Here is a 22,218-nt window from a genome sequence, read left to right as displayed (position 1 = left end):
AACTAAAAGCATCAGTAAATAGCGAGGATATGATCATGAATATATGGCAAGAGTTTCTTAAAGATCCGGTGATCTTTTTCTCTTTTACCGGCCTGGCTCTGGTGATTGGCTTATGCCTGTTTTACGCTGGCTACTTCTTATATAAAACATCACATGCCGAATAAAGTTTTAAGTAAAAAAGCGCAGTCAATCCGGCTGCGTTTTAATCCTTTGATTTAAACTCTGCACTAAAGCTTCAGCATTCCGCAAGGTTAAGCCGTAAATCGTTAGCTGCGGATTCGCGCCTAAGCTTGAGGGTAAGATAGAGCCGTCAAATACAGACAAGTTGTCCAGCTGATGATGGCGGCCTTGCAGGTTCACCACTCCTTTGGCTGGATCTGCACTCATATTACAACCTCCCATCACATGAGCGGATGCCAGCGTAGCGCGGTATTTTTGTAATGATAAAGCTTTTATCGCCTCACGGGCCTGACCCCAGCTGGAATAAAGCAGAGCATCCTGATGGATAGGAAGCACCGACTTAGCACCAGCAGCAAACTGCAATTCAGCCATTGCCAGATAAGCCTTTTGTACGCCTTGCCACAGATACTCAGAAATAGGGTAATCCACTACTGGCTCGCCGTGATCAGACAACAATACGGTGCCGCCCTGGCTGTCCGGATGAAAGCCATCCCGCAATAATGCAATAACGACCTGCAACTGATTAAACTGCTGCATTAAGGCTGCATGGGATTGCGCCAGGCCTGTTAACTTAGTCGCTATCAACACAGGATGCAGTGGTGGTACCTCCAGCTTAAAACCTAGCTGTCCATTGGAAGGCCAAACAAACTGATCAGAATAAATCGACTGGGGCGCGCCGCTGTGTCCCGCTATAGTGTCCTCAAACAAAGCGCCAGAAATTACGCTGGGGTGCAGGTAGGTATGTTTACCCAAACGATTGGATGGATTAGGTACTTTGGAGCGCAACAACAAAGCTGGTGATCCTATAGCGCCGGCAGCCACTATGTAGTGCTTTGCTTTAAAACTGAGTTTTATTTTGAAATCAGGCTGGAAATACGGGTCCACAGGCACGGCAAGCAAAGACCGGACTTGTCCATTTTGCCATTTCAGCTCACGGGCCGATACCCGGCTAATCAACATAGCGCCGGCTTGCATCGCAGATGGAATGCTACTCACCAACATCGACTGCTTGGCGTTAATAGGACAACCCATGCCGCAGTAGCCCAGATTAGCGCAACCGCTGACATTACGATTAATCACAGTGTATTGCCAACCTAAAGCGTCACAGCCTTGGCGTAATTTATCGTTATTGGCATTAGGTGGTACAGGCCAGGGATGGATATTCAGCCGCTGTTCGGCTTGTTGAAAATAAGGCGCTAAGTTATCTGCGGTAAGATCGCTACCAAATTCGGCGCGCCAGTAATCCAGTGTTTTGTCGGGTGTGCGAATGGAAGTCGTCCAATTGACAGTAGTAGAGCCCCCGACGGTACGCCCCTGCAATATACCTATGCTTTGATCCAATGTCTTACGGCCAGCGCCGTCCTGATACAACGCAGGGTAAGCCCAGCGCTCCTGCTGCTGAAAGTTTTTGCCTTCATACAAAGCCCCCATTTCGAGCAATATCACTTTGAATCCTGCAAGGCTAAGTTGTTCAGCCGCCATAGCACCGCCAGCACCAGAGCCCACTATCACCACATCGGCTTCAAACTCTTTGTCAGCAGTTAAAGTGGAAGCATCCAGATAAGACCAGCCAGCCGCCACACCATCGGCAATCAGATTTCTCATGGGTTGAACTCCGGCGCCATGTAGCCTAAAGCCTGCCAATGTTGCGGCTGACCATAAAAAGCGCCATAGATCAGTTCACGCAAACCACTAAAGGCTTGCTGCAACAAAGAAAAATAACTGTCGCGCCAACTTAATAACAAATCCAGACGCTCCGACAGCGGCAAATCTGCCAACTGCAACCACTGCCCTGTTAATGCCAGCCGGGCTAAATCCTGCTGCAGCAATTGAAACAGTTGGTGCAGCTGCTGCTGTTGGCTTTGAGGTAAGTAGGACAGAAACTCCAGCACAGCATCGCGGCTTTGTTGTAATGACAACTGTTGTGCAGCGGATTCAGTAGGTAAAGCCCCCATCAATACAGCGGGCAATAACGCATCCAGTACCAGAACAGCTGCATTGTCACTGCCTTGCAGAGATTGATGCTGATATACTGCATAGCCTGTGCTGGCGGCTAATGTCAGTGCGAGCGAGCGGAAAATAAACTGGCGTCTGTTCATTCTTATTGTGGTCCGGCCAGAGAAAGTGACCTTGATTGTTAAGTAGGACTGTTGATTTTGCAAGCCCCTGAAATTGTAAAACTTCCCCCGGCTTTTAAACCTGCCTGGTGGCTGCGTAACTGCCATCTGCAAACTATAGTGGCTAAGTATCTGGCTCCACGTCGTGCTTTAGCGACAGAGGCAGAAATGCTGGCCTTGCCGGATGGTGATCATATCCAACTGAACTGGACAGAAATGCCGGATCAAGCCTCAACTAAACCTATAGTAGTGGTGTTGCATGGTCTGGAAGGTAATATCCACAGTCACTATGCAGCTGGCATGTTGCATGCTTTGCAAAAACAGGGCTTTATAGCAGTACTGATGCATTTTCGCGGCTGTAACGGTGTCGCCAACCGTTTACCCCGAGCTTACCATTCCGGCGATACTGCTGATCTGGCCTACTTGATAGCACAAATTCAACTGCGCTATCCGGGCCGTGAACTGGCTGCTGTTGGCTTTTCACTGGGTGGCAATGTGTTAGTGAAGTATTGTGGTGAGCAAGGTGCACAATGCGTGTTAAAAGCGGCTGTGGCAGTCTCTGCTCCGCTAGCTTTAGCTCCAAGCGCACAGCGTATTAATCAGGGTGGCAGCAAAGTCTATCAGCAGTACCTGTTGGGACGGCTTAAAGCTACTATGATGCGTAAACTGGACAGACACAAAGATTTCCCTCTGCCGGTTAGCAAAGCCCAAATTCTGGCGTTAAAAACCATCCGTGATTTTGATGACTTACTGACTGCACCGCTACATGGTTTTCAGAATGCCGATGATTACTACCAAAAATCCAGCGGTAAAGCTTATTTAAAACAAGTGCGTATTCCGTTGTTGTTGGTGCATGCGAAAGATGATCCATTTTTATCACCAGCAGTGTTACCCAAAGCTGATGAGATCCCCCCTTATGTGCAGTTGTTATTGTCCCGTCATGGCGGTCATGTTGGTTTTGTTACAGGCAATACGCCGTTTAAAGCGGAATATTATCTGGAGCAACAACTGCCACCTTACCTTGCTCAATTTTTAGGAAAACACTGATGCTACTTATTCCATACGAGCAATTATCAACAGATACGCTGGAAGGCCTGATCGAAGCTTTTGTATTACGCGAAGGCACTGAATATGGTGAGCAGGATATTAGCCTGAGCGATAAAGTGGCTCAGGTAAGAAGCCAGCTGGAAGCTAACCAACTGGTGATTTTGTATTCAGAGTTACATGAAAGTGTCGACATCATCACTAAGCAACAATGGCGACAATTGGTAAAGCAGGGAGAGATAGAAAGCGATTCTTACTGAAGTTAACCTAAAGTTCTGGTCGCGCTATGGGCACGGATCAGTTCAGTCCATGGCACTTCAGAGCGGCCTATCACCATAAAATCCGGGTTCGACAGAGTTTCACGCTGGTTATAGCTTAAAGGTGCAAACTGACTATCGAGAATTTTACCGCCCGCTTCTTCAACTATGACATGCACAGCCGCTGTATCCCATTCGCCTGTAGGACCTAAACGCAGATAACAATCTGCGCCACCTTCAGCCACTAAACAGCTTTTTAATGAGCAACTGCCAAGTGCAATAAATTCCGAGCAGGCAGGTTTATTCAACAATTGATGAATATGCTCAATAGGCTGACGACGACTGACCGCAATTTTGAGAACTTCACCGGACTGATGTTGGTTGACCTGAATACGGTTGATCAAATGCTGTTGCTGTTTAAAAGCGCCATGGCCCCGGGTGGCGTAGTACCAGATTTGCTCTTTAGGCCAATAAATCACGCCCAGCACAGGCCAGCCATGTTCAACTAAAGCGATGCTGACGGCAAAATCGCCGCTGCGGGCAATAAACTCCTGAGTGCCATCCATAGGATCGATCAGCCAATAGCGTGGCCAATCCTGGCGCTGACGCAGTGGCAGTAAATGCATTTCTTCGGAGACGATAGGAATATCTGGTGCCAGTTCAGTTAACGCATGCAGGATCATTGCATTTGCCGCCAAATCAGCGCTAGTGACAGGGCTTTCATCCGCTTTGTGTTTGGCTTCATAGTCACCACTCTGGTAGATAGACCATAAGGTATCGCCAGCGGCACGAGCTGCGTCTTTGACAGGTTCTAATAACCTACTTAAAAACATCCTGATGCTTGTCCAGATAATCTCGGGCTAGGAACAAGGCCGCTACACTGCGGGCCTCAGTGAAATCGCTTTGATCTAACAGCTCTGACTGTTGTTGCCACTGCCATGTCACCAGCTCCAAAGGTTCGGGTTCATCCCCTGGTAAGCTGGAGGCGGTTAAATCTAAAGCTAATACAATATGCATTGTAGCACTAAAGTATCCCGGAGCTAAGGCCACGGTTCTTAACGGAATTAAACGTCCGGCTTTAAAACCTATTTCTTCCTGCAGTTCGCGGTTAGCAGCCTCCGCCACAGTTTCACCGGGATCGATCAAACCTTTAGGGAAACCCAACTGATAATCATGGGTACCTGCGCAATATTCACGTATTAAATAAAAACTGTCGGGGTCAGAACAGGCAACCACCATCACTGCACCACGGCCTCCGCCTTTCATCCGCTCGTAGGTGCGTTTTTCACCGTTGCTAAATTGCAGATCCAACTGTTCAATTTTAAACAGCCGACTTTCAGCAACTAGTTTTTGATCTAAAATTTGCGGTTTTTCTTTGTTGCCGTCGCGCTGCGCCATAAAACTGCCTCTGTTACAATGGGCCATCGCCTTACTATAAATGGATTAGCTGGAAAAACCTATGCTGGACTGGAGACAAATTGATACCGTTTTGCTGGATATGGACGGTACTTTGCTGGATTTACACTTTGATAACTACTTCTGGCTGGAGCATTTACCAAAACGCTGGGCAGAGCTTAGCGGCATCAGTGTGGCTGAAGCGAAACAACAACTCGAAGCTGAATACCATGAACTGAACGGTAAAATTGAGTGGTATTGTCTGGATTATTGGACCAAAAGATTGGCTTTACCTATCACAGAGCTGAAACGTGAAGTGATGGACAAAATTCAGATGCGCGCCGACACGCCCGCCTTTTTAACTGCATTAAAAAACTCTGGCCGTACAGTAATACTGGTGACCAATGCCCATCCGGATTCTTTATCGTTAAAAATCGAGCGCACCACACTTGCCAGTTACATAGATACGCTGGTGTCGACTCATGAATTTGGTGTAACCAAAGAGCAGCAGGAGTTATGGCAGCAGCTGCAACAACGGTTTGGCTTTGACCCGAAACGCACTTTGTTTGTCGACGACAGCTTGCCGATTCTGCAATCAGCGCAACGTTTTGGCATAGGGCATTTATTGGCAGTGGCCAACCCCGACAGCCAAAAACCCAGCAGAGCTATCACTGAGTTTCCGGCTATAGAAGATTATTCGGTGTTACTGGCAGATATTCAGGCGACATCACCTAATTAATGAAACTCGGGGTACTAGCGACTCTGTAATTTCAGAGTAAAACGCCCTTCAGCGTCCGGCCGGCCAACAAACTGCATCGCCTGATGCACTTCTTTTGGCAAGCTGGCGTCTGGTTTCATAGTGCCATTAAGCTGATATTTACCCTGCTCACCTATCAGCGCCGTCACATTCAACGCCAACGGATTACCCGGTTCTGTCACCAGTTGCAGCTGACCCTGTTCACAACTTAGGTTGGCATCTATGGCTTTTAAATCTATCCAGCCTGAAGGGGCCTGAAACTTGGCGTCTAACCAACTGGCTTTGCCTGCTAATTGCTCACACCAAGGCTTGCCCATGCTGAAGTTCTGAATATTCAGCAGCATACTACCGCTGGCGGCTACCTGAAACGGCAAAGGTAATTTCAGCAAAGGAATTATAGGCTCCACTGGTAAACGTAATTGGCTGGATTCCAGTTCTAATCCAGAGAAACCATAAGCAAGCTGGGCCTTCGCATAAGGCAAAGTGGTTTGGCGAATTTGACCAATATCCAGCGATAGCGCGAGCTTGCCGGTGAATAAAGCCCATGGCTTTAATTGCCAGTTCACCTGTTGTAGTACATAGCCATTCAATGAAACTGCCTGGATCTGACCTTGCCATAACGTACCGCTGACGGGTCCTAACTGTATTTGTGACGGTAAAGTCACCAGCTTTAACCACCAGGCAGCAGGCGCCAATATCACTAAAAATACTAAATACAGACCAATAGCGGCAGGGATTATTTTTTTATAATTCATTTACGACTCAACCAATAAACGACGGACACGCACCATACCTGGCGCATCTGCTACAGCTAAATCCAACTGCACTATGCTGACATGATGCTGATACTGTAATTCATGCAGCCAGGTCAGCAGTTGATCAAAACTAATATCGTTTAGCATCACCTGCATCTGCTCATTTTGAGGCTGCATCCGGCTTACCTGAATTTTATGATTACGGGCGCTGGAGCTGATGATGTCTGTAAGGCTGCCTTGCACTTTGGTTTGAGTCGAGACCACAGGAAAACTACTGACCTGCAGTAATTGCTGACTCACCTGCTGCAGTTGCTGTTGCTGAGTCTGATAACTCAAATGCAGTGGAGCCCATAACAGCCAATAAAACGCCGCTATAGCTAAAGTAACAGCTGCGCCCAGCACCAGCTGCTGTTCACGTTTTTGTAGCGATTGCCACCATCTTTGGAGTTGTTGTTTTTGGCTCATGCTTTCACCTTCATCGCGACAGTACCTTGTACTTTGCCACCTTCGTTACTTAAAGCGCCTTGTTTCACTTCGAAACCTTTTTGTTCCAGCCTGGTTTTTAAGTTGTCAAAGCGCTGAAAGCTGTCGGCTTCAGCCTGAAACCGCAGCTCGCTGGTTTTCTGGTCGTACTTTAAGTTGTCTAAACGTACGTTAGTTGTCGCAGCCAGCTCCTGCTGTAAATCATTCAGCAAGCTAAACAAACTGGCATCCTGCCCCGTGCCCGCGCCTTGTAACTTACGGGCCAGCTGACGAGAAATATCGCGGGTAGATTCAGCAGGGAAGCGGCTTTTATACAAAGTTACCAGTTCTGCCCGCTGTTGCTGCAGCTGTTGTCCTTGTTGCCATACTTGCGCCCCTAAAGTGATCAGATATAAAGCTAAACAGCTGATGGCAAGAAAAGCAGAGCTTTGCCAGACAGACCAAATTTTGTTCTGAGCTTTTTTTGGTGCGTATTGGCCCTGCAATAGGCTGAAGCGTTGCTCCGGCAGTTGCTGCGCCAATAAAGCCAGAGGTAGCTCTGGTTCCGCTGCCTGTACGTTTTGAACTATCTCTGTTGGCCACGGACTGTAGCTGTGGATCAATTCGATATTCGCCAGGCTTAAAAAATCAGACCACCAACCGGGTTCAATGCTGGACGCCTGCCATTGGCCCTGTCGCAACAACCATTGCCCTGCCAGCTCTATGGCTGAGGCGCCATCCTGATGTAAAGGCAATAACAAAGCATCAGGTAGTAACTGCGTGGGCTGAAAACCTGCAACCACTAATGAACCAACCCACTGTTCCAGCTGCACTTTTTTACATAAAGCCACTTGCTGCCAGTATTCCTTGCCACGCTGCTGGCATAAACCTAAAGCCAGATACAGCTGCTCTATATCTTCGGCATGCTCTTCTTCAAGCATATAAGGTATGGCCTGAATAATTTGTCGGTTTGGTTTGGATGGCAATAACACTTCGCTTAACACCACATCAGCGGCTGGTACTAAAGCCACCACAGGGCGACGACCTAAGCGTTCTGACAAAGCGGCCAGTTCATCAGCGGATGCCAGTTGACCTGATGCGATAATCTCTTTATTGATGGCGGACCAGACTAACCAACTGATTGGCTGCTGAGGCTGACTGCCCAGTCTTATTATTAATTGTTCGTTCACCACTGGCCTCCAAACCGCCGCGCTATCACTTTTACATTTTGTTGCTCGTCAATTACCAGTACAGACGCCAGATTAAAGACGGTGTCCATATAAGTAACTGTGGTTTCGAGCAAAAAATAATTCGAATTTATTGCCATCATGGCTTTAACCTCATCCGTGACACTGATGCTCGCTAATTGTGGACTAGCCCAGATTTCCTCCAGAGTGGCAAAACCTTCTTCTGGTCTGCTGGCTATCAAATCTGAGGCTGCGCCTTCATCCAACTCAGGAATATAAGCCGACAACAAGGCTGCATTTTCCGCTGTGATCGTATTGATATTTAGTTTACTGCTACTGACTTTAGGGATCACGCAGACCCAGGGCCTGACCAACTCGTAATCTGCGGGAGTTAAATCCAGCATCACCCGTAATTCAGAAGTTGAGCCCATCAAACTATTGGCCGTATAAAACGGCATCTGCAAACCAGCATAGTCGTCCTGTTCGGCGCCACCGGCAGTTTGCAACAAACTATCAGAATCCAGCCAGTCACTGACCCGTGCCGTTAAATACTCAGCTGGCATCGACAAATCTGTCGCTTTTAGCTCCAGCAAACGCTGAAACGCTTTTTGGCTTACCGTCTGGCCTGCACCAACCTGCTGTCGATCAGCAGGCCGCTGTAAATTATTTAAGTTAAAGTAACTTTGTAAATCAATCAGCTTACCGGTAATGCTGCCGTTGTCGACCGGAAAGGTCGCTCCTAACTGCGCCCAATCCTGAGACAAATTCACCGTTTCTTTACCGGCCACAGTGCTTTTCAGTAAACGGATACTGGCCTGCTCTGCCGCTATACCATACCAATAGGCTTGCTGTTGCTGCTGTAAATTCGCCTGTCGTTGCAATTGCAACTGCAAACGGCCGCTCATCCCAACGGCTATGACCACCACCAAAGCGACAATCATCATCACCACTACTAATGCCACACCAGACTGACGACGCATCAGGTTAATCCGTTCATTAAGGTGTAAAAACGCTGCATTTCACCTAGCTGTTCATGTGTGATGGTTAACCGGATAGCTTTGGGCAACTTCTCGTCATTCCAGGTTTCCAGCCACTCTTCGTCTTTTAAAAATTCCACTTTAAAACCTGTAACCTTATCCAGCAAAGGCTGCACTTTAGGTTCGCTGCCAGTGACTGCGTCCGGAAATAAACTAAAAAGTCGCTCAATTTTACCTTCACGAAAACGATAACCCACAGCCTGAATTTCGCTACGTGGTAATACCATGCCCGGATTACGCCAGCCGCTGTGCACAAAAGCAAAACCGCCCTCTTCGCTTTCCAACATCAGCTTGTCGCCAAGCAAAGGGGATTTAATAGGTTCTTCACCTTCAACCCGAATTTGACGTGCACTGATTTGGGCCAGATCCCGCTCTAAAATTAGGAAAAAACGTTGTATTTGTGCCAAACGTTCTGCTGCTTTTTGCGACGCAGCGTCAGACTCTGTCACACTGGACAAAACGCTGGCCGATGCTAAACCCACTAAGGCGAAAATCGCCATCGCCAGCAGCATTTCAATAAAAGTAAAACCACGGCCCGCTTTAACGTTCGGCATCAGGTTTACCTACAAAGGTTTGTAACTGATACACCACTTTTTCCGGGTTATCAGCCAGGCTGACTTTCACCACAACAGCACTGAAATTAGCATCTGAAGTCTTTTGAATTTCCTGTTGCCATAACCAACTGCGGTTCGCAAATTCTACTGTTTTTTGTTGGCTTTTTAACGGCCAGGTTTTTTCCAGAAAAACTGCATTCAGCTGATTTTCGGCGACGTAAGAGGCAAAGGTCATATTTTCCAGATGAGAAATGGAGTTCATATGCTCAGAAGCCGTCTTCATCACCGCAGCACCAGCAGTGGCAAACACAGCCATAGCAATCAACAATTCAATCAGGGTAAAACCTTTAGTTTTCATGGCCTGTCATTTTCCACTTCAGATTTAGTCAGTGGAATACTGTATTCGCCTTTGAGCACCTGATACCAAAAAGGACGCTCAGTTTCATCCGCCAAGACCAGCTGAAAAGGGCTGATGTCGCCGGACGATAAAATATAGATGTTGGGTAGCAAAGGTTTTTCACGGCGTTTCAGTGGGCCTTTAGCTTTACCTTTTTTGTCTGCGTTTTTCTCTTCTTCTTCGGCTGCTTCTTCTTGCTGTTCGAGCAATTCTTCCTGCAGTTTACGAAACTCTTCCTGACCTAAAATACTGTCTTCAGCCCAGCTTAAGCCTTCCAGCTCCAGCTCTGCCTGCACAGTTTCAGGCCAGGGATAGAACTGCATAAACTTGGGTTCGCTCACTTCCAGCCACTGCTGGCCGTCGTGAACCAAAAACTGATAGCCCTTATTGTTCAGGACTAAGCCAAAATCGTGCTGCTTTAAAATGGCAGTCTCAGACACAACCTGCACCAGTTGCTGTAACCTATCGGTTTCTTTTTGAATACGTGCCGTTCTGGACTCGCTGACAAAGTTCACCACCACGTAGGATGCCATTAAACCAAGCAATAGCATCACTAACATGATTTCCAGCAATGTAAAACCGCGGTGGTGTTTCATGCTTTAGTTTTGCTGCGCTTCCGGCGCATCCAGATTCCAGTTGCCAATGTCATCATCTGTACCAGCAACACGGTCTGGCCCCATTGAATACACATCAATACGGCCCATCTCACCCGGGCTGACTAACACATAATCGTTGTCCCATGGGTCTTTTTGCAGGCGCTTGATAAAACCACCTTCAGGGAAAGAACGTGGCATAGGCTCAGAGGTAGGCTGGGTTACTAAAGCTTGTAAGCCTTGTTCTGTGGTTGGATAAAAACCATTGTCCAACTTGTATAAATCCAGCGCATTTTCCAGCTGCTGAATATCTACCACCACTTTTTGCTTGGCTGCTTTTTCTTGATTACCCATTAAGTTAGGTACGACCATACTGGCGATAACACCCAAAATAACAATAACCACCATCACTTCTAATAAGGTAAAACCTTTTTGTTGTTGCATTTTTTAACCTCCGACTAAATTGTTTAATGCCAAAATAGGCTGCAGAATCGCCATTACAATAAATAAAACTATGCCAGCCATCACGGCAACTAAAACAGGTTCAAATACTTTCAGTGAGACAGTGACCAGAGTTTCAAATTCCCTGTCCTGCGTATTGGCGGCGCGTTCTAACATGCCGTCCAGCTGACCACTTTTTTCGCCAGAGGCGATCATATGCAGCATCATAGGTGGGAATAATTTGGTTTGCTCCAGCGCATTTTTCAGCGAAGAACCTTCACGGACTTTCAGGGTGGCTTCGGCGATGGACTGACGCATATAGCTGTTATCCAACACGTCCGCACTGATACGCATAGCTTCCAGCAAAGGCACGGCACTGGCGTTGAGAATACTTAAAGTACGGGCAAAACGAGCGGTGTTTAAACCACGGCTGACTTTACCAATCAACCCCAGCTTTAACTGCCTGGTGTCTATTTTCAGTTTAAAGGCCGGCTTTTTCAGCGCCCTTTTAAAGGCAGCAATAGCCAAAAAAATGGCCAGCACTACCAAAAGACCATAGGCCCGCAAGAAATCACTGGCGGCTATTAAAAATAAAGTAGAGCCGGGTAAACTTTGCCCCATATGTTCAAACTGCCCCACGATTTGTGGCACCACAGCAGCCAGTAAAATACTGATCACAGCTATAGCAAAAAAGGTCAGAATGGCAGGATAAAGTAGCGCTTGCATGATCTGACTACGCATATGCTGGCGTTGTTCAGTGTAATCAGCCAACCGGTTTAATACCGCGTCCAAATGGCCGGATTTTTCTCCGGCAGCCACCATAGAGGTAAACAAGTGGTCAAACACATAAGGAAACTCTGCCAAGCCTTCAGCCAGGCTATAACCTTCCACCACTTTAGAACGCACTGACATCATCATGCTTTGCAAACGGGCTTTGTCACATTGCTCTGATACCGCAAGCAAGGCACTTTCTATCGGCAAACCAGCTTCGATTAAGGTCGACATCTGACGGGTAATCAATGCCAGTTCACTGGCACTGATACCAGATTGAAACCACTTTTTACCGGACGCCAGCAGTTTTTCCTGACGCGAAGCCAGCTCTAAACTCAGCGGCGTCAGCTTTTGCTCACGCAATAGCTGACGGGCCTGACGGGCATTATCGGCTTCCAGTACACCTTTACTGCGACGCCCTTTGGCGTCCATAGCCTGATATTCAAAAGCTGGCACTACAGGTCCTCTCGGGTCACACGCAATACTTCTTCCAGCGTGGTTTCACCCGTTAATACTTTGCTGAAGCCGTCCTGGCGGATACTTGGGCTTTGAGTACGAATGTATTTTTCAATCGACTGTTCGCCTTTGCCGTTATGGATCAGTTCGCGGGTATGCTCGTCTACCACCAGTAATTCATGAATACCGGTTCGGCCACGGTAACCCGTCTGATTACAATGCTCACAGCCTACAGCACGATAAATCACTGTTCCGTCTTTTTTTGTAACGCCAAGTAAAGCGCGCTCTTCTTTGTCTGGCTCGTGGGCTTGTTTACAGTGCACACACAAAGTTCGCACCAGACGCTGTGCCAATACACCCAATAAACTGGAGGATAATAAAAAGGGTTCAACCCCCATATCTTCCAGACGGGTAATAGCACCAGAGGCCGTATTGGTATGCAGAGTACTTAACACTAAGTGGCCGGTTAAACTGGCCTGCACTGCAATTTGCGCCGTTTCTAAATCACGTATTTCACCCACCATCACCACATCAGGATCCTGACGTAAAATGGCACGTAAGCCGCGGGCAAAAGTCATATTTACTTTAGTATTGACCTGAGTTTGGCCTATGCCTTCCAGCTCGTATTCAATAGGATCTTCTACCGTCAGAATATTACGGTCTTTGGTGTTGATCTCGGTCAGACCTGCATACAAGGTGGTACTTTTACCCGAACCTGTAGGGCCTGTGACCAGAATAATGCCGTGCGGTTTTAAAATTTGCTGTGAAAAACTTTGTTGCACAGCTGGAGTCATACCCAGCTTGTTTAAATCCAGATGGGAGTTGTTTTTGTCGAGTAAACGCAACACCACCCGCTCACCATGGCTGGATGGCATAGTCGACACGCGCACGTCCACAGCCCGACCAGCAATACGTAAACTGATACGACCGTCTTGTGGCACACGTTTTTCAGCAATGTCCAGCTTGGCCATTACCTTGATACGGGATACCAATAAACTGGATAACTTACGGTTTGGTTTGAGCACTTCCCGTAATACGCCATCGACCCGAAAACGCACCACCAGATTTTTTTCAAAGGTTTCAACGTGAATATCCGAAGCGCCTAGCTTGATAGCTTCGCCGAGCATGGCGTTGATCAGTTTAATGATCGGCGCATCGTCTTCATTTTCTAATAAATCTTCGGTTTCAGGAATTTCATCAGCCAAAGAAGCTAAATCCACTTCGTTACCAATGTCCTGCATGATTTGCTGGGCTTCGGACGAATCTCGCTGATAAGAGGCTTCCAATAAGGCGTCAAATTCGGTTTGCTGTAGTTTCTGCACTTTAAAAGGCGCAGATAATAAACGCCTTACTTCAAGTAATGCAGTAGGGGGTGTCTGAGGATTCACATACAACAACCAGCCATCTGCCTGAGCCTGCAACAAGACACCAAATCGTTTAGCAAAACCAAAAGGTAACCGCACTTTGGCCGCAACGGGCTGCATGTCATTCAGATCAACTGCTGACATTAGTTATTCCCCTGCTCTGCAGGTTGTGCTGCCGGTAAAGTAGCCCCTTTGTCCTGCGCTTCTTTTTTCTGCAAATATTCATCAAAAGTTGGCGGAATAATTAAGGTTTCATCAAATTCAGGCATAGCTGGAGTTTCAGCGCCAGGCATCAGATGAATACCTTTTTCACCCTGCGCCAGTTGCTGCGCACGCACATAATTGTATTTACGTTGGCTGACTTCACTCAGCAAACCATCGTCACGCATAATGGTAGGCTTGATAAAAATCATCAGGTTACGTTTACGTTTAGTTGAAGAGGTAGAACGGAATAAAGCACCTAATACAGGTATATCACCTAACAGCGGCACTTTAGATTCGCTTTGCTGTACGTCTTCATCAATTAAACCACCCAAGACTACAGTAGCGCCATTGTCAGCCAGCACTGTAGTTTTAATTTCTCTTTTAGCGATAATAGGGTTGCCTTCGATATCGCCGTTACGGCCCGATACTTCCTGCTCTATGGTGAGTTTAACCGCATTACCTTCGTTAATCTGAGGTGTTACTTTCAGCTTAATACCCACTTCTATCCGGTCTAAAGTGGTAAAAGGGTTAGTGCCACCCGAGCCTGGGCTAGTGGTGGTTTTAACAGGCACTTCTTCACCGACAATAAAAGAGGATTCCTGATTATCCAGAGTAGTCAGAGAAGGTGTGGCGAGGATATTGGAATTACTGTCACTGGTCACGGCCTGTAAAATAGCACCCCAATCGTTTTTCACTACGCCCAGCATCATACCGGTTACGCCACCTAAGGCTTCCCCCAGCTTGGTGTAATCACCATTCTGGTCAGGATTCACTGTGGTGACATTTGTTTCAATATTCGTAGTTGAAGTGCCTTTTATTGTTCTGGCAGCAGCAGCGCCGGCTGCAATCTGACTGATAGGCACTACGCCATTATTAAACTGAGTCATACCACCTTGGGCACTGATCCACTGCACGCCTAAATTGGCGCCTGAGTTATCCGCCACTTCGACAATAATGGCTTCAACCAACACCTGAGCACGACGGATATCCACCTGACGAATCACATCTTCCAGCGAACGTAAGACGTCCGGCTGAGCGGTAATAACTAAAGAGTTACTTTCAGAATGAGCTTCGATGCTGACATCCCTGCCCTTGCCTGCAGAGCGGGCTCCTTGCGCCTGAGTCGCTGCGCCCTGAGTTTCTGCCGCTATAGTGGCGCTAACACCCTGTAATACTTTCACTAAATCTTCGGCTTTGGCGTACTTCAGGTAATAAACTCTGGTATTGCCCTGACTTTCCAGTTCTGCGTCAAGGCGCTGCACTAAAGCAACCACTCGCTCACGGGCCTGACGTTCACCACTGACAATCACACTGTTTGTACGTTCATCGGCAACAATTTTTGGAATTAAAAATTCAGGTTGTTCAGATTTCCCCTGATTTTTATAGATATTTTCCAGAATTCTCACCACTTCAGCAGACGAAGCGTAACTTAATTTAATGATTTCCAAATCCTGATCACCGGCTTTATCGACCCGGGAAATAATGTCGACTAAACGGTTTACTGTCTCTGCCTGCCCCGTCATCATAATGACGTTTGAAGGGTCATAGTTCACCACACTACCGCCACCACTTTGATCGACAAACTGGCGTAATAGCGGCGCTAACTCACGCACCGAGACGTTTTTCACCTGCACTACACGAGTGACCATTTCGTCACCCAAAGCACCAGCGTTGTCACTGACAACCGGGATATTGGATGTTTTTGCGTCTTTTTGCCGAACAACTTTCAGCACGCCGCTTTGCATTTCAACCACAGAGAAGTCATAGACTTCCAGCACGTTTAAGAAGAATTGGTAATACTGTTTTTCGTTCAGCATTTCATAGCTGCGAACGTTAATGCGTCCACGGACCTGAGGGTCAACAATGATGGTTTTGTTCAGGTTTTTACCAACAATATTAATAAATTCGTTGATATCTGTGCCTTTAAAGTTCGGCTGATATTCAGTTGCTGTTGCAAAAAAACTCAGCAGCGCAATTGCACTCAAACCAAACCAACGGGAAATGTGCAGACGAGAAGATGTCACTGACTTCATTAGAGTTTAACCATCTTAATTAATTATTATTGTGACAGACTAAAGACGATGTCTCTGGTCTGGCCGTCACGTTCAACCTTTATAGAAGCTTGCGTTGCTTCACGTAATTCATTCATGACCATCATGGCCTGTTGCATATCATTCAATGGCGTACCGTTAATCTCAACTGCTACGTCATTGGCTTTTAAACCCATGCGTTCAAACAATTCAGGATCTTTACCCGGCATTACACGGTACCCATACAACTGCCCATTGCGGTATTGAGGCGAAGCACGAATATAGTCGAAAAACTTCATTGGCTCCGACAGCATTTCTTTGCGCACATCCGCTAATTCTTCGATCGGGGGCTGAGGGCCGTCCATCATAGGCTCAGGTTGCGGTCGATAATCAACTTCCTTTAAGCCACTATTTTCAGCAGCCATCTGCTGGTATTCGATACCATCCAGCATCAGAGTTTCAAAACGGGACGACACTTTCAGTAATACCCTGTCTTCAAACACCTGACTGAGACTGGCGCTGGTGCCTTCAATTTTGTCATCCACACCATAAGTCTGCTCAGAACCTTGACTTTCGATCACTGCAGCACCCTGTTCAGGCTTACCTGAAATAGCCACAATCCCGGTCAGTTTAACGTTAAGACTTGTTTTAGGTGCAGAGGAAGGCACTGCAACTGGAGCAACCTCTGGTTGTTCTGACGCTTTACCGAATAAACTGGCCGCCAATAAAGCCTTCAAATCAGGGGCAGCCTGACCTGCTGCAGTGACAGCAGAGTTAATAGGAGCTGCTTGCGGCACAGGCAGCAGTTGCCAGCTCAATTTTGCCAATAACCAACAAAATAACAGCGCAAAAAATCCGGTCAGCCAGAAATTCAGGCGCTGTTGCGGCAAACGTGTAAGCCAATCAATGGCTGGTCGGGTGGAAGCGAGCCAATTCATTCTTTAATAATTCTGTTACAACACTCATTGCATCTTACCCAGTTGTTTTGTACTCAACAAGCCTACATATCACAATTCAGAACCCTTACAGTACCCAAAGGGTGTCAGACTATACTTAATGATCATGTGCATTGGAGAACAGGCATGGATAAATCGGTGAACCAGCCTACCACAGTTATATTACGTTTAGATAAATGGCTATGGGCTTGCCGCTTCTACAAAACAAGAGCGCTGGCAAAAGACATGATCGAAGGCGGAAAAGTTCATTATAATGGCCAGCGTTGTAAAGCCAGCAAAACGGTTGAAGTCGGAGCGACGATAAAACTGACCCAAGGCACGGACGAACGAACTGTGATAGTGCAGGCATTGTCTGACAAAAGACTGGCTGCGCCATTGGCTCAGACTCTGTATCAGGAAACAGAAGAAAGCCAGAAGCTTAAACTGGAAAGAGCTGAACTGCGCAAAATGAATTTGCTGTTTGCGCCTCATCCGGAAACAAAACCTGACAAAAAAATGCGTCGTCAGTTGCTGCTGATCAAAGGTCAGCAATCCTAGGTCTTAAGGTACTGTTATGAATCAAGATGTGTTAGTTCGTTTTTTATTTAATCAACGTGATGTTAGGGGCGAAATTGCTTATGCTTCCGAAAGTTTGCAGCAGATGTTGCAAAATCACGATTATCCTTATCCGGTAAAGCAGTTATTGGCCGAGCTGGTTGTCGCCACCAGTTTGCTGACGGCAACCTTAAAACTGGATGGCGATATAGCAGTGCAGTTACAAGGTGATGGCCCGGTTCGTTTTGCCGCGGTCAATGGTACTGCAGAGCAGGAGTTTCGCGGTGTTGCCCGCTTGCAAGCCGAAATCGGTGCCACAGGTTTTCGTGATCTGATAGGCGAAGGTTATATGCTGGTCACTATTACGCCAAAACAAGGCGAACGTTACCAGGGCATTATTCCGCTGACAGGCGATAGCCTGACTGAGACTCTGGAAGCATATTTCGCCCAGTCAGAACAGTTGCCGACCCGTTTATACTTGTTTACTGAGTTAACCGAAGAGCAAAGTCGCGCTGCAGGTTTGTTATTACAGGTCTTGCCGGTTGACCCTGAAAAAGCCAAACAGGACTTTAGTGATTTAGTCGTAGTCACTGACACCATTACCCCGACTGAATTACTGAACTTGCCCACTGAACAAATGCTGCATCGTCTGTATCACGACGAGGAAGTTGAGCTGTTTGCGCCGCAGCAAATCCGTTTTGTCTGCGGTTGTTCAAGGGAAAAATGTGAATCTGCCATCATCAGTTTAGGAAAAGCAGTGATCGAAGAACACATTGCTGAAGGAAAACTGGACATTAGTTGTGATTACTGCAACAGCACTTACCATTTTGATGGTGCAGAATTATCCTTATTATTGAATAAGTTCTAATCAAAAACTCCTTGTGGGGCCTGTTTTATCCGGGCCCCACAATCAAAGCCCGCCCCTTGTAACCCACTTTGAAAGTTTTCATTTTTTAATGAAATTTCCAACAAAACCCGCTATTTCCGGATGTTTTGGCCATCCAAATGAAGTACAATCGGCCCGAACCCTATTAAAAACCATAAATTTACCGACTTACGTACCTCAAGGAGTCACCCTACAATGACCTCTACAATCACTCGCCACGTCGATTTAACAGTGGCAGATTTAGTTGAACACGCTATTCGTCGTAATGAAGGTGTATTAGCGGACAACGGCGCTTTGGTGGTTAAAACCGGTCACAGAACTGGTCGCTCACCTACAGATCGTTTTATCGTCAAAGAAGCCAGTACAGAGCAGGATATTCAATGGGGCAACGTCAATCGTCCTTTTGATCCGGCAAAATTTTCTGCGCTTTGGGCTCGTGTCAGCGACTTTATTGCGACCAAAGAACATTTTGTGTCTCACCTTGAAGTAGGTGCAGATCCGGAACACTACATTCCAATGACGGTGACTACTGAAACCGCATGGCAGCATATTTTTGCCAAAAACCTGTTTATCACTTCAGCACACTGGAACAAAGCCGGCAAAGAGACCTGGCAAATTCTGAACGTGCCTTCGTTTGAATGTGATCCAGAGCGTGACGGCACCAACAGTGACGGTACTGTGATGATCAACTTTGCCGAACGCAAAGTATTATTAGCAGGCATGCGTTATGCCGGCGAAATGAAAAAAGCCATGTTCTCAGTGCAAAACTTCCTGTTGCCAGCCAAAGGTGTATTACCTATGCACTGTTCGGCTAACGTTGGTGAAGCAGGTGACACCACCTTGTTCTTTGGTTTGTCAGGCACAGGTAAAACAACCTTATCAGCAGACCCTAAACGTTTCCTGATTGGTGATGACGAACACGGCTGGGCACCTAACTCAGTCTTTAACATTGAAGGCGGTTGCTACGCTAAATGTATCGACCTGTCGAAGAAAAACGAACCTGTGATTTGGGATGCGATCCGCTTTGGCACTATTCTGGAAAACGTGGTGTTAGATGCGAACCGCACGCCAGACTACAAAGACGCCAGCCTGACCCAAAACAGCCGCGCCGCATATCCGTTAGCTCATGTGGAAAAACGTGTACTGGAAAACCGTGCCGGTGAACCTAAAGCTGTAGTGTTCCTGACCTGCGATGTTAGCGGTGTATTACCACCTGTCTCTATCCTGTCAGAAGAAGCAGCCGCTTATCACTTCTTAAGCGGTTACACAGCCAAAGTAGGTTCGACTGAAATTGGTTCAACCTCTGCTATTGAATCAACTTTCTCTACCTGTTTTGGTGCGCCGTTTTTCCCGCGCCCTGCAGGTGTGTACGCAGAACTGCTGATCAAACGCGTGCGTGAATTTGGTAGCAAAGTGTATTTAGTCAACACAGGCTGGACAGGCGGTCCGCATGGCGTGGGTAAACGTTTTGATATCCCAACCACCCGCGGCATTATCGACGCTATAGTCTCTGGAGAATTAGCCACTGCTGAAACTGTACATTTACCAGAATTAAATCTGAATGTGCCGTTAAAAGTCACAGGCGTTGACAGTGCTTTATTAAACCCAAGAGACACCTGGGCAGACAAAACAGCATACGATCAGTACGCCACTAAACTGGCTGCTGAGTTTGCCAATAACTTTAAGAAATACGATGTATCTGATGCGATCCGCAACGCAGGTCCAAAAGTAGCTTAATTTTTATTGGCACCGCTTTGATGAAAAAGGCTCCTGACTGGAGCCTTTTTTATGCAGTTTTAGTCCGACTCAAAGGTAAGTAGACAGTCACCACTAATCCGCCATAAGCATGGTTATGCATACTGATTTGACCATGGTGCATATCAACTATCTTTTTAATGATAGCCAAACCTAAACCTGAACCACCACTGCCTCGGGCTGTATCGCCTTGCGCAAAAGGCTCAAACATACGCTGCATTTCGTGTTCAGGAATACCAGGGCCATGATCGCGCACCTGCACATAAACCTTGCGGCTGGCACGCTCAATCCCAGTACTGACTTCAATAGCCCCATCTGAATACTTCAGCGCATTTTCAATCAGATTATTCAGCACCCGCTTTATCGCGATACGGCGCAGTGGCACTAAGGGCAATGCCTCACAAAGCTTGGAAAATATTTCACGTTTTTGTAAACGATCGGCACTGATTTGCTCCTGCACCAGCAGGTTTAAATCTTCTTCATCCAGCGCTTCTTCTTTGTGATGGCGAATGTAATCAATAAACTGATCGATAATAGCGTTCATGTCTTCGATATCGCTGACAATACCATCTTTAATCCAGCTGTCCTGTTCACTGACCATTTCACTGGCTAAGCGGATACGGGTTAAAGGGGTACGTAAATCGTGCGACACACCGGCCATTAACAAAGCCCGGTCTTTCTCAAGTTGACTGATACCTTTGGCCATACGGTTAAAGGCTTGAGTGACAGCCACTATTTCAGTCGAACCATGTTCAGGCAAAGGGTCGGGCATTTCGCCACGCCCTACTTTCAATGCGGCTTGTTGCAAGCCCTGTAAAGGTCTGTTGAGCTGACGCGCAAATAACCAGCCGCCTGCCACACTTAAAAAACCTATCACAAAAACATAAATCTTCAGCGGTGAAAAGTCGGTTTCATCCAGCCCGGTTAAAGGCACTTTCACCCAATACTGCGGAGCCTGTGGTGGTTTAACCCAAAAAGCATAGCTGTTTTGCTGAGCGATACGCACTTCGGCAGGACCTCCCAATTCCTTCGACATTTCCTCGGAAAAATAGGGGTAATAGCTGGCATCATTTAAGCCATTTAAAGGCGCTGTGGCATCGGTATACACCTCAATGCCTGTAGCTTGCTGGAATCTTTTGGTTAACTCTTCCGACAGCAGCACATCGTTGTGCTCCACGTCGATAAAAACCACTTTAATTTGTTTGGCAATCAGATGGTTAATTTGCTGATAGCTGGGTTTAATCACGTAATAAACCACAGATAAATACGACACCAGCTGGTTAATCAGCAATAGAATACCAATCAGAAAGACGGTCTGACCAAAAGCGCTGCGCGGAAACAAACGCATTTAGCTGACTGCACCGTCAGGCACAAAGACATAACCCAACCCCCAGACGGTTTGAATATAACGTGGGTTAGTCGGGTCGTCTTCCAGCATACGGCGCAAGCGGGATACCTGTACGTCGATGCTGCGCTCCATGGCTGAATAATCGCGGCCACGGGCCATATTCATCAGCTTGTCGCGCGACAAAGGCTCACGGGCATGAGTGACCAACACTTTCAGTACCGCAAATTCACCGCTGGTTAAAGGCATCAGCTCTTCGCCTTTACGCATTTCGCGGGTTGCCAGATTAAACACAAAAGGTCCAAACTTGACCTGACTTTCTTCCACTGCAGGCGCACCAGGGAGCTCTTTTGATTTACGGCGCAATACGGCGCGGATACGGGCTAATAATTCACGCGGATTAAAAGGTTTAGGCAGGTAATCGTCAGCCCCCATTTCCAGGCCAATAATACGGTCCACTTCATCGCCTTTGGCGGTCAGCATAATGATAGGAATTTCATTTTCTTGTTGGCGCAGCTTGCGACAAATGGATAAACCATCTTCGCCAGGCAACATCAGATCCAGCACTACCAGATGGAAATTTTCGCGCTCCATTAAACGCTGCATTTGCTCGAAGTTGGCGGAGGTACGGACAATATAACCTTGCTCTACCAGATAACGTTCTAATAAAGAACGTAATCTCATGTCATCGTCGACTACTAAAATTTTTGTTGTTTCTTGTCCGAGCATACAAATCCCTCC

25 protein-coding genes are annotated in these 22,218 nt (G+C 47.0%); 7 read left to right on the top strand and 18 right to left on the bottom strand.

The genetic code is table 11. The annotated features are described in order from the left end of the window. Positions 1–35 precede the first annotated feature (35 nt). Complete coding sequence (locus tag EK374_RS01135; RefSeq protein WP_127019393.1) at positions 36–164, top strand: DUF3149 domain-containing protein; 129 nt, start codon at positions 36–38, stop codon at positions 162–164. Between the two features lie 22 nt (positions 165–186). Here the strand turns inward: EK374_RS01135 and EK374_RS01130 are convergent, their stop codons facing one another. Then, positions 187–1,785: a GMC family oxidoreductase gene (locus EK374_RS01130; RefSeq protein ID WP_127019391.1), complete on the bottom strand. Its 1,599-nt coding sequence runs from the start codon at positions 1,783–1,785 to the stop codon at positions 187–189. Continuing rightward, the gene (locus EK374_RS01125; RefSeq protein WP_127019389.1) at positions 1,782–2,279 is read right to left on the bottom strand and encodes a hypothetical protein; all 498 of its coding nucleotides are present in this window, start codon (positions 2,277–2,279) and stop codon (positions 1,782–1,784) included. Before EK374_RS01125 ends, EK374_RS01130 begins: the two co-directional genes overlap by 4 nt. Positions 2,280–2,336: 57 nt before the next feature. On the opposite strand from EK374_RS01125, the gene EK374_RS01120 reads away from it, so the two are divergent. Beyond that, positions 2,337–3,344, top strand: coding sequence for a hydrolase (locus EK374_RS01120; RefSeq protein ID WP_127019387.1), 1,008 nt, complete (start codon positions 2,337–2,339; stop codon positions 3,342–3,344). Further along, on the top strand, positions 3,344–3,601 hold the full coding sequence (locus tag EK374_RS01115; protein ID WP_127019385.1) for a YheU family protein: 258 nt from the start codon (positions 3,344–3,346) through the stop codon (positions 3,599–3,601). The genes EK374_RS01120 and EK374_RS01115 overlap by 1 nt, the downstream gene beginning before the upstream one ends. Positions 3,602–3,603: 2 nt before the next feature. Here the strand turns inward: EK374_RS01115 and cysQ are convergent, their stop codons facing one another. Both cysQ and nudE read right to left on the bottom strand, forming a co-directional pair. Then, positions 3,604–4,431, bottom strand: coding sequence for a 3'(2'),5'-bisphosphate nucleotidase CysQ (gene cysQ / locus EK374_RS01110; RefSeq protein WP_127019383.1), 828 nt, complete (start codon positions 4,429–4,431; stop codon positions 3,604–3,606). Next, positions 4,418–4,996: an ADP compounds hydrolase NudE gene (gene nudE, locus EK374_RS01105; RefSeq protein ID WP_127019381.1), complete on the bottom strand. Its 579-nt coding sequence runs from the start codon at positions 4,994–4,996 to the stop codon at positions 4,418–4,420. The genes cysQ and nudE overlap by 14 nt, the downstream gene beginning before the upstream one ends. Positions 4,997–5,057: 61 nt before the next feature. Between nudE and yrfG the strand changes: the two genes are divergently transcribed. After that, positions 5,058–5,732: a GMP/IMP nucleotidase gene (yrfG, locus tag EK374_RS01100; RefSeq protein ID WP_127019379.1), complete on the top strand. Its 675-nt coding sequence runs from the start codon at positions 5,058–5,060 to the stop codon at positions 5,730–5,732. Positions 5,733–5,746: 14 nt separating this feature from the next. Here yrfG and EK374_RS01095 read toward each other — a convergent pair whose 3' ends face one another. The 12 genes from EK374_RS01095 to gspC are packed head-to-tail and all read right to left on the bottom strand — an operon-like array spanning position 5,747 to position 16,939. Continuing rightward, positions 5,747–6,505 (bottom strand): type II secretion system protein N, encoded by a 759-nt coding sequence (locus EK374_RS01095; protein WP_127019377.1) that lies wholly within the window; start codon positions 6,503–6,505, stop codon positions 5,747–5,749. Continuing rightward, positions 6,506–6,970: a type II secretion system protein GspM gene (gene gspM / locus EK374_RS01090; protein ID WP_127019375.1), complete on the bottom strand. Its 465-nt coding sequence runs from the start codon at positions 6,968–6,970 to the stop codon at positions 6,506–6,508. After that, complete coding sequence (gene gspL, locus EK374_RS01085; protein WP_127019373.1) at positions 6,967–8,157, bottom strand: type II secretion system protein GspL; 1,191 nt, start codon at positions 8,155–8,157, stop codon at positions 6,967–6,969. Before gspL ends, gspM begins: the two co-directional genes overlap by 4 nt. Further along, on the bottom strand, positions 8,154–9,134 hold the full coding sequence (gspK, locus tag EK374_RS01080; protein WP_127019371.1) for a type II secretion system minor pseudopilin GspK: 981 nt from the start codon (positions 9,132–9,134) through the stop codon (positions 8,154–8,156). The genes gspL and gspK overlap by 4 nt, the downstream gene beginning before the upstream one ends. Further along, on the bottom strand, positions 9,134–9,745 hold the full coding sequence (gene gspJ, locus EK374_RS01075) for a type II secretion system minor pseudopilin GspJ (RefSeq protein ID WP_127019369.1): 612 nt from the start codon (positions 9,743–9,745) through the stop codon (positions 9,134–9,136). Before gspJ ends, gspK begins: the two co-directional genes overlap by 1 nt. Further along, positions 9,732–10,103 carry a type II secretion system minor pseudopilin GspI gene (gspI, locus tag EK374_RS01070; RefSeq protein ID WP_127019367.1) on the bottom strand — a complete coding sequence of 124 codons (372 nt, stop codon included), beginning with the start codon at positions 10,101–10,103 and terminating at the stop codon, positions 9,732–9,734. Before gspI ends, gspJ begins: the two co-directional genes overlap by 14 nt. Then, positions 10,100–10,738 carry a type II secretion system minor pseudopilin GspH gene (gene gspH / locus EK374_RS01065; protein WP_127019365.1) on the bottom strand — a complete coding sequence of 213 codons (639 nt, stop codon included), beginning with the start codon at positions 10,736–10,738 and terminating at the stop codon, positions 10,100–10,102. The genes gspI and gspH overlap by 4 nt, the downstream gene beginning before the upstream one ends. 3 nt (positions 10,739–10,741) lie before the next feature. Then, positions 10,742–11,179, bottom strand: a complete 438-nt coding sequence (gspG, locus tag EK374_RS01060; RefSeq protein ID WP_127019363.1) for a type II secretion system major pseudopilin GspG — start codon at positions 11,177–11,179, stop codon at positions 10,742–10,744. A 3-nt stretch (positions 11,180–11,182) separates the two neighbouring features. After that, the gene (gene gspF / locus EK374_RS01055; RefSeq protein ID WP_127019361.1) at positions 11,183–12,403 is read right to left on the bottom strand and encodes a type II secretion system inner membrane protein GspF; all 1,221 of its coding nucleotides are present in this window, start codon (positions 12,401–12,403) and stop codon (positions 11,183–11,185) included. Further along, positions 12,403–13,911, bottom strand: coding sequence for a type II secretion system ATPase GspE (gene gspE / locus EK374_RS01050; RefSeq protein ID WP_127019359.1), 1,509 nt, complete (start codon positions 13,909–13,911; stop codon positions 12,403–12,405). The genes gspF and gspE overlap by 1 nt, the downstream gene beginning before the upstream one ends. After that, positions 13,911–16,004 carry a type II secretion system secretin GspD gene (gene gspD, locus EK374_RS01045; protein ID WP_127019357.1) on the bottom strand — a complete coding sequence of 698 codons (2,094 nt, stop codon included), beginning with the start codon at positions 16,002–16,004 and terminating at the stop codon, positions 13,911–13,913. The genes gspE and gspD overlap by 1 nt, the downstream gene beginning before the upstream one ends. A gap of 26 nt (positions 16,005–16,030) precedes the next feature. Then, positions 16,031–16,939, bottom strand: a complete 909-nt coding sequence (gspC, locus tag EK374_RS01040; RefSeq protein WP_127019355.1) for a type II secretion system protein GspC — start codon at positions 16,937–16,939, stop codon at positions 16,031–16,033. A 144-nt stretch (positions 16,940–17,083) separates the two neighbouring features. On the opposite strand from gspC, the gene hslR reads away from it, so the two are divergent. The 3 genes from hslR to EK374_RS01025 all read left to right on the top strand — a co-directional run bounded on the left by hslR (position 17,084) and on the right by EK374_RS01025 (position 20,114). Then, positions 17,084–17,494, top strand: coding sequence for a ribosome-associated heat shock protein Hsp15 (gene hslR, locus EK374_RS01035; RefSeq protein WP_127019353.1), 411 nt, complete (start codon positions 17,084–17,086; stop codon positions 17,492–17,494). Positions 17,495–17,510: 16 nt separating this feature from the next. Beyond that, on the top strand, positions 17,511–18,359 hold the full coding sequence (hslO, locus tag EK374_RS01030) for an Hsp33 family molecular chaperone HslO (RefSeq protein WP_127019351.1): 849 nt from the start codon (positions 17,511–17,513) through the stop codon (positions 18,357–18,359). Between the two features lie 213 nt (positions 18,360–18,572). Further along, complete coding sequence (locus tag EK374_RS01025) at positions 18,573–20,114, top strand: phosphoenolpyruvate carboxykinase (RefSeq protein WP_127019349.1); 1,542 nt, start codon at positions 18,573–18,575, stop codon at positions 20,112–20,114. 49 nt (positions 20,115–20,163) lie between these two features. On the opposite strand, the gene envZ is transcribed toward EK374_RS01025, so the two are convergent. Continuing rightward, positions 20,164–21,480: a two-component system sensor histidine kinase EnvZ gene (envZ, locus tag EK374_RS01020; protein ID WP_127019347.1), complete on the bottom strand. Its 1,317-nt coding sequence runs from the start codon at positions 21,478–21,480 to the stop codon at positions 20,164–20,166. Then, a complete protein-coding gene (ompR, locus tag EK374_RS01015; RefSeq protein ID WP_053423316.1) occupies positions 21,481–22,206 on the bottom strand; it encodes an osmolarity response regulator transcription factor OmpR in 726 nt (241 codons plus the stop codon). Positions 22,207–22,218: the final 12 nt, after the last annotated feature.

The organism is Rheinheimera mangrovi (assembly GCF_003990335.1).
GTDB classification, from domain to species: domain Bacteria; phylum Pseudomonadota; class Gammaproteobacteria; order Enterobacterales; family Alteromonadaceae; genus Pararheinheimera; species Pararheinheimera mangrovi.
Note: the sequence above shows the minus strand (reverse complement) of the source record. Positions and strands in the feature narration are given on the sequence as shown.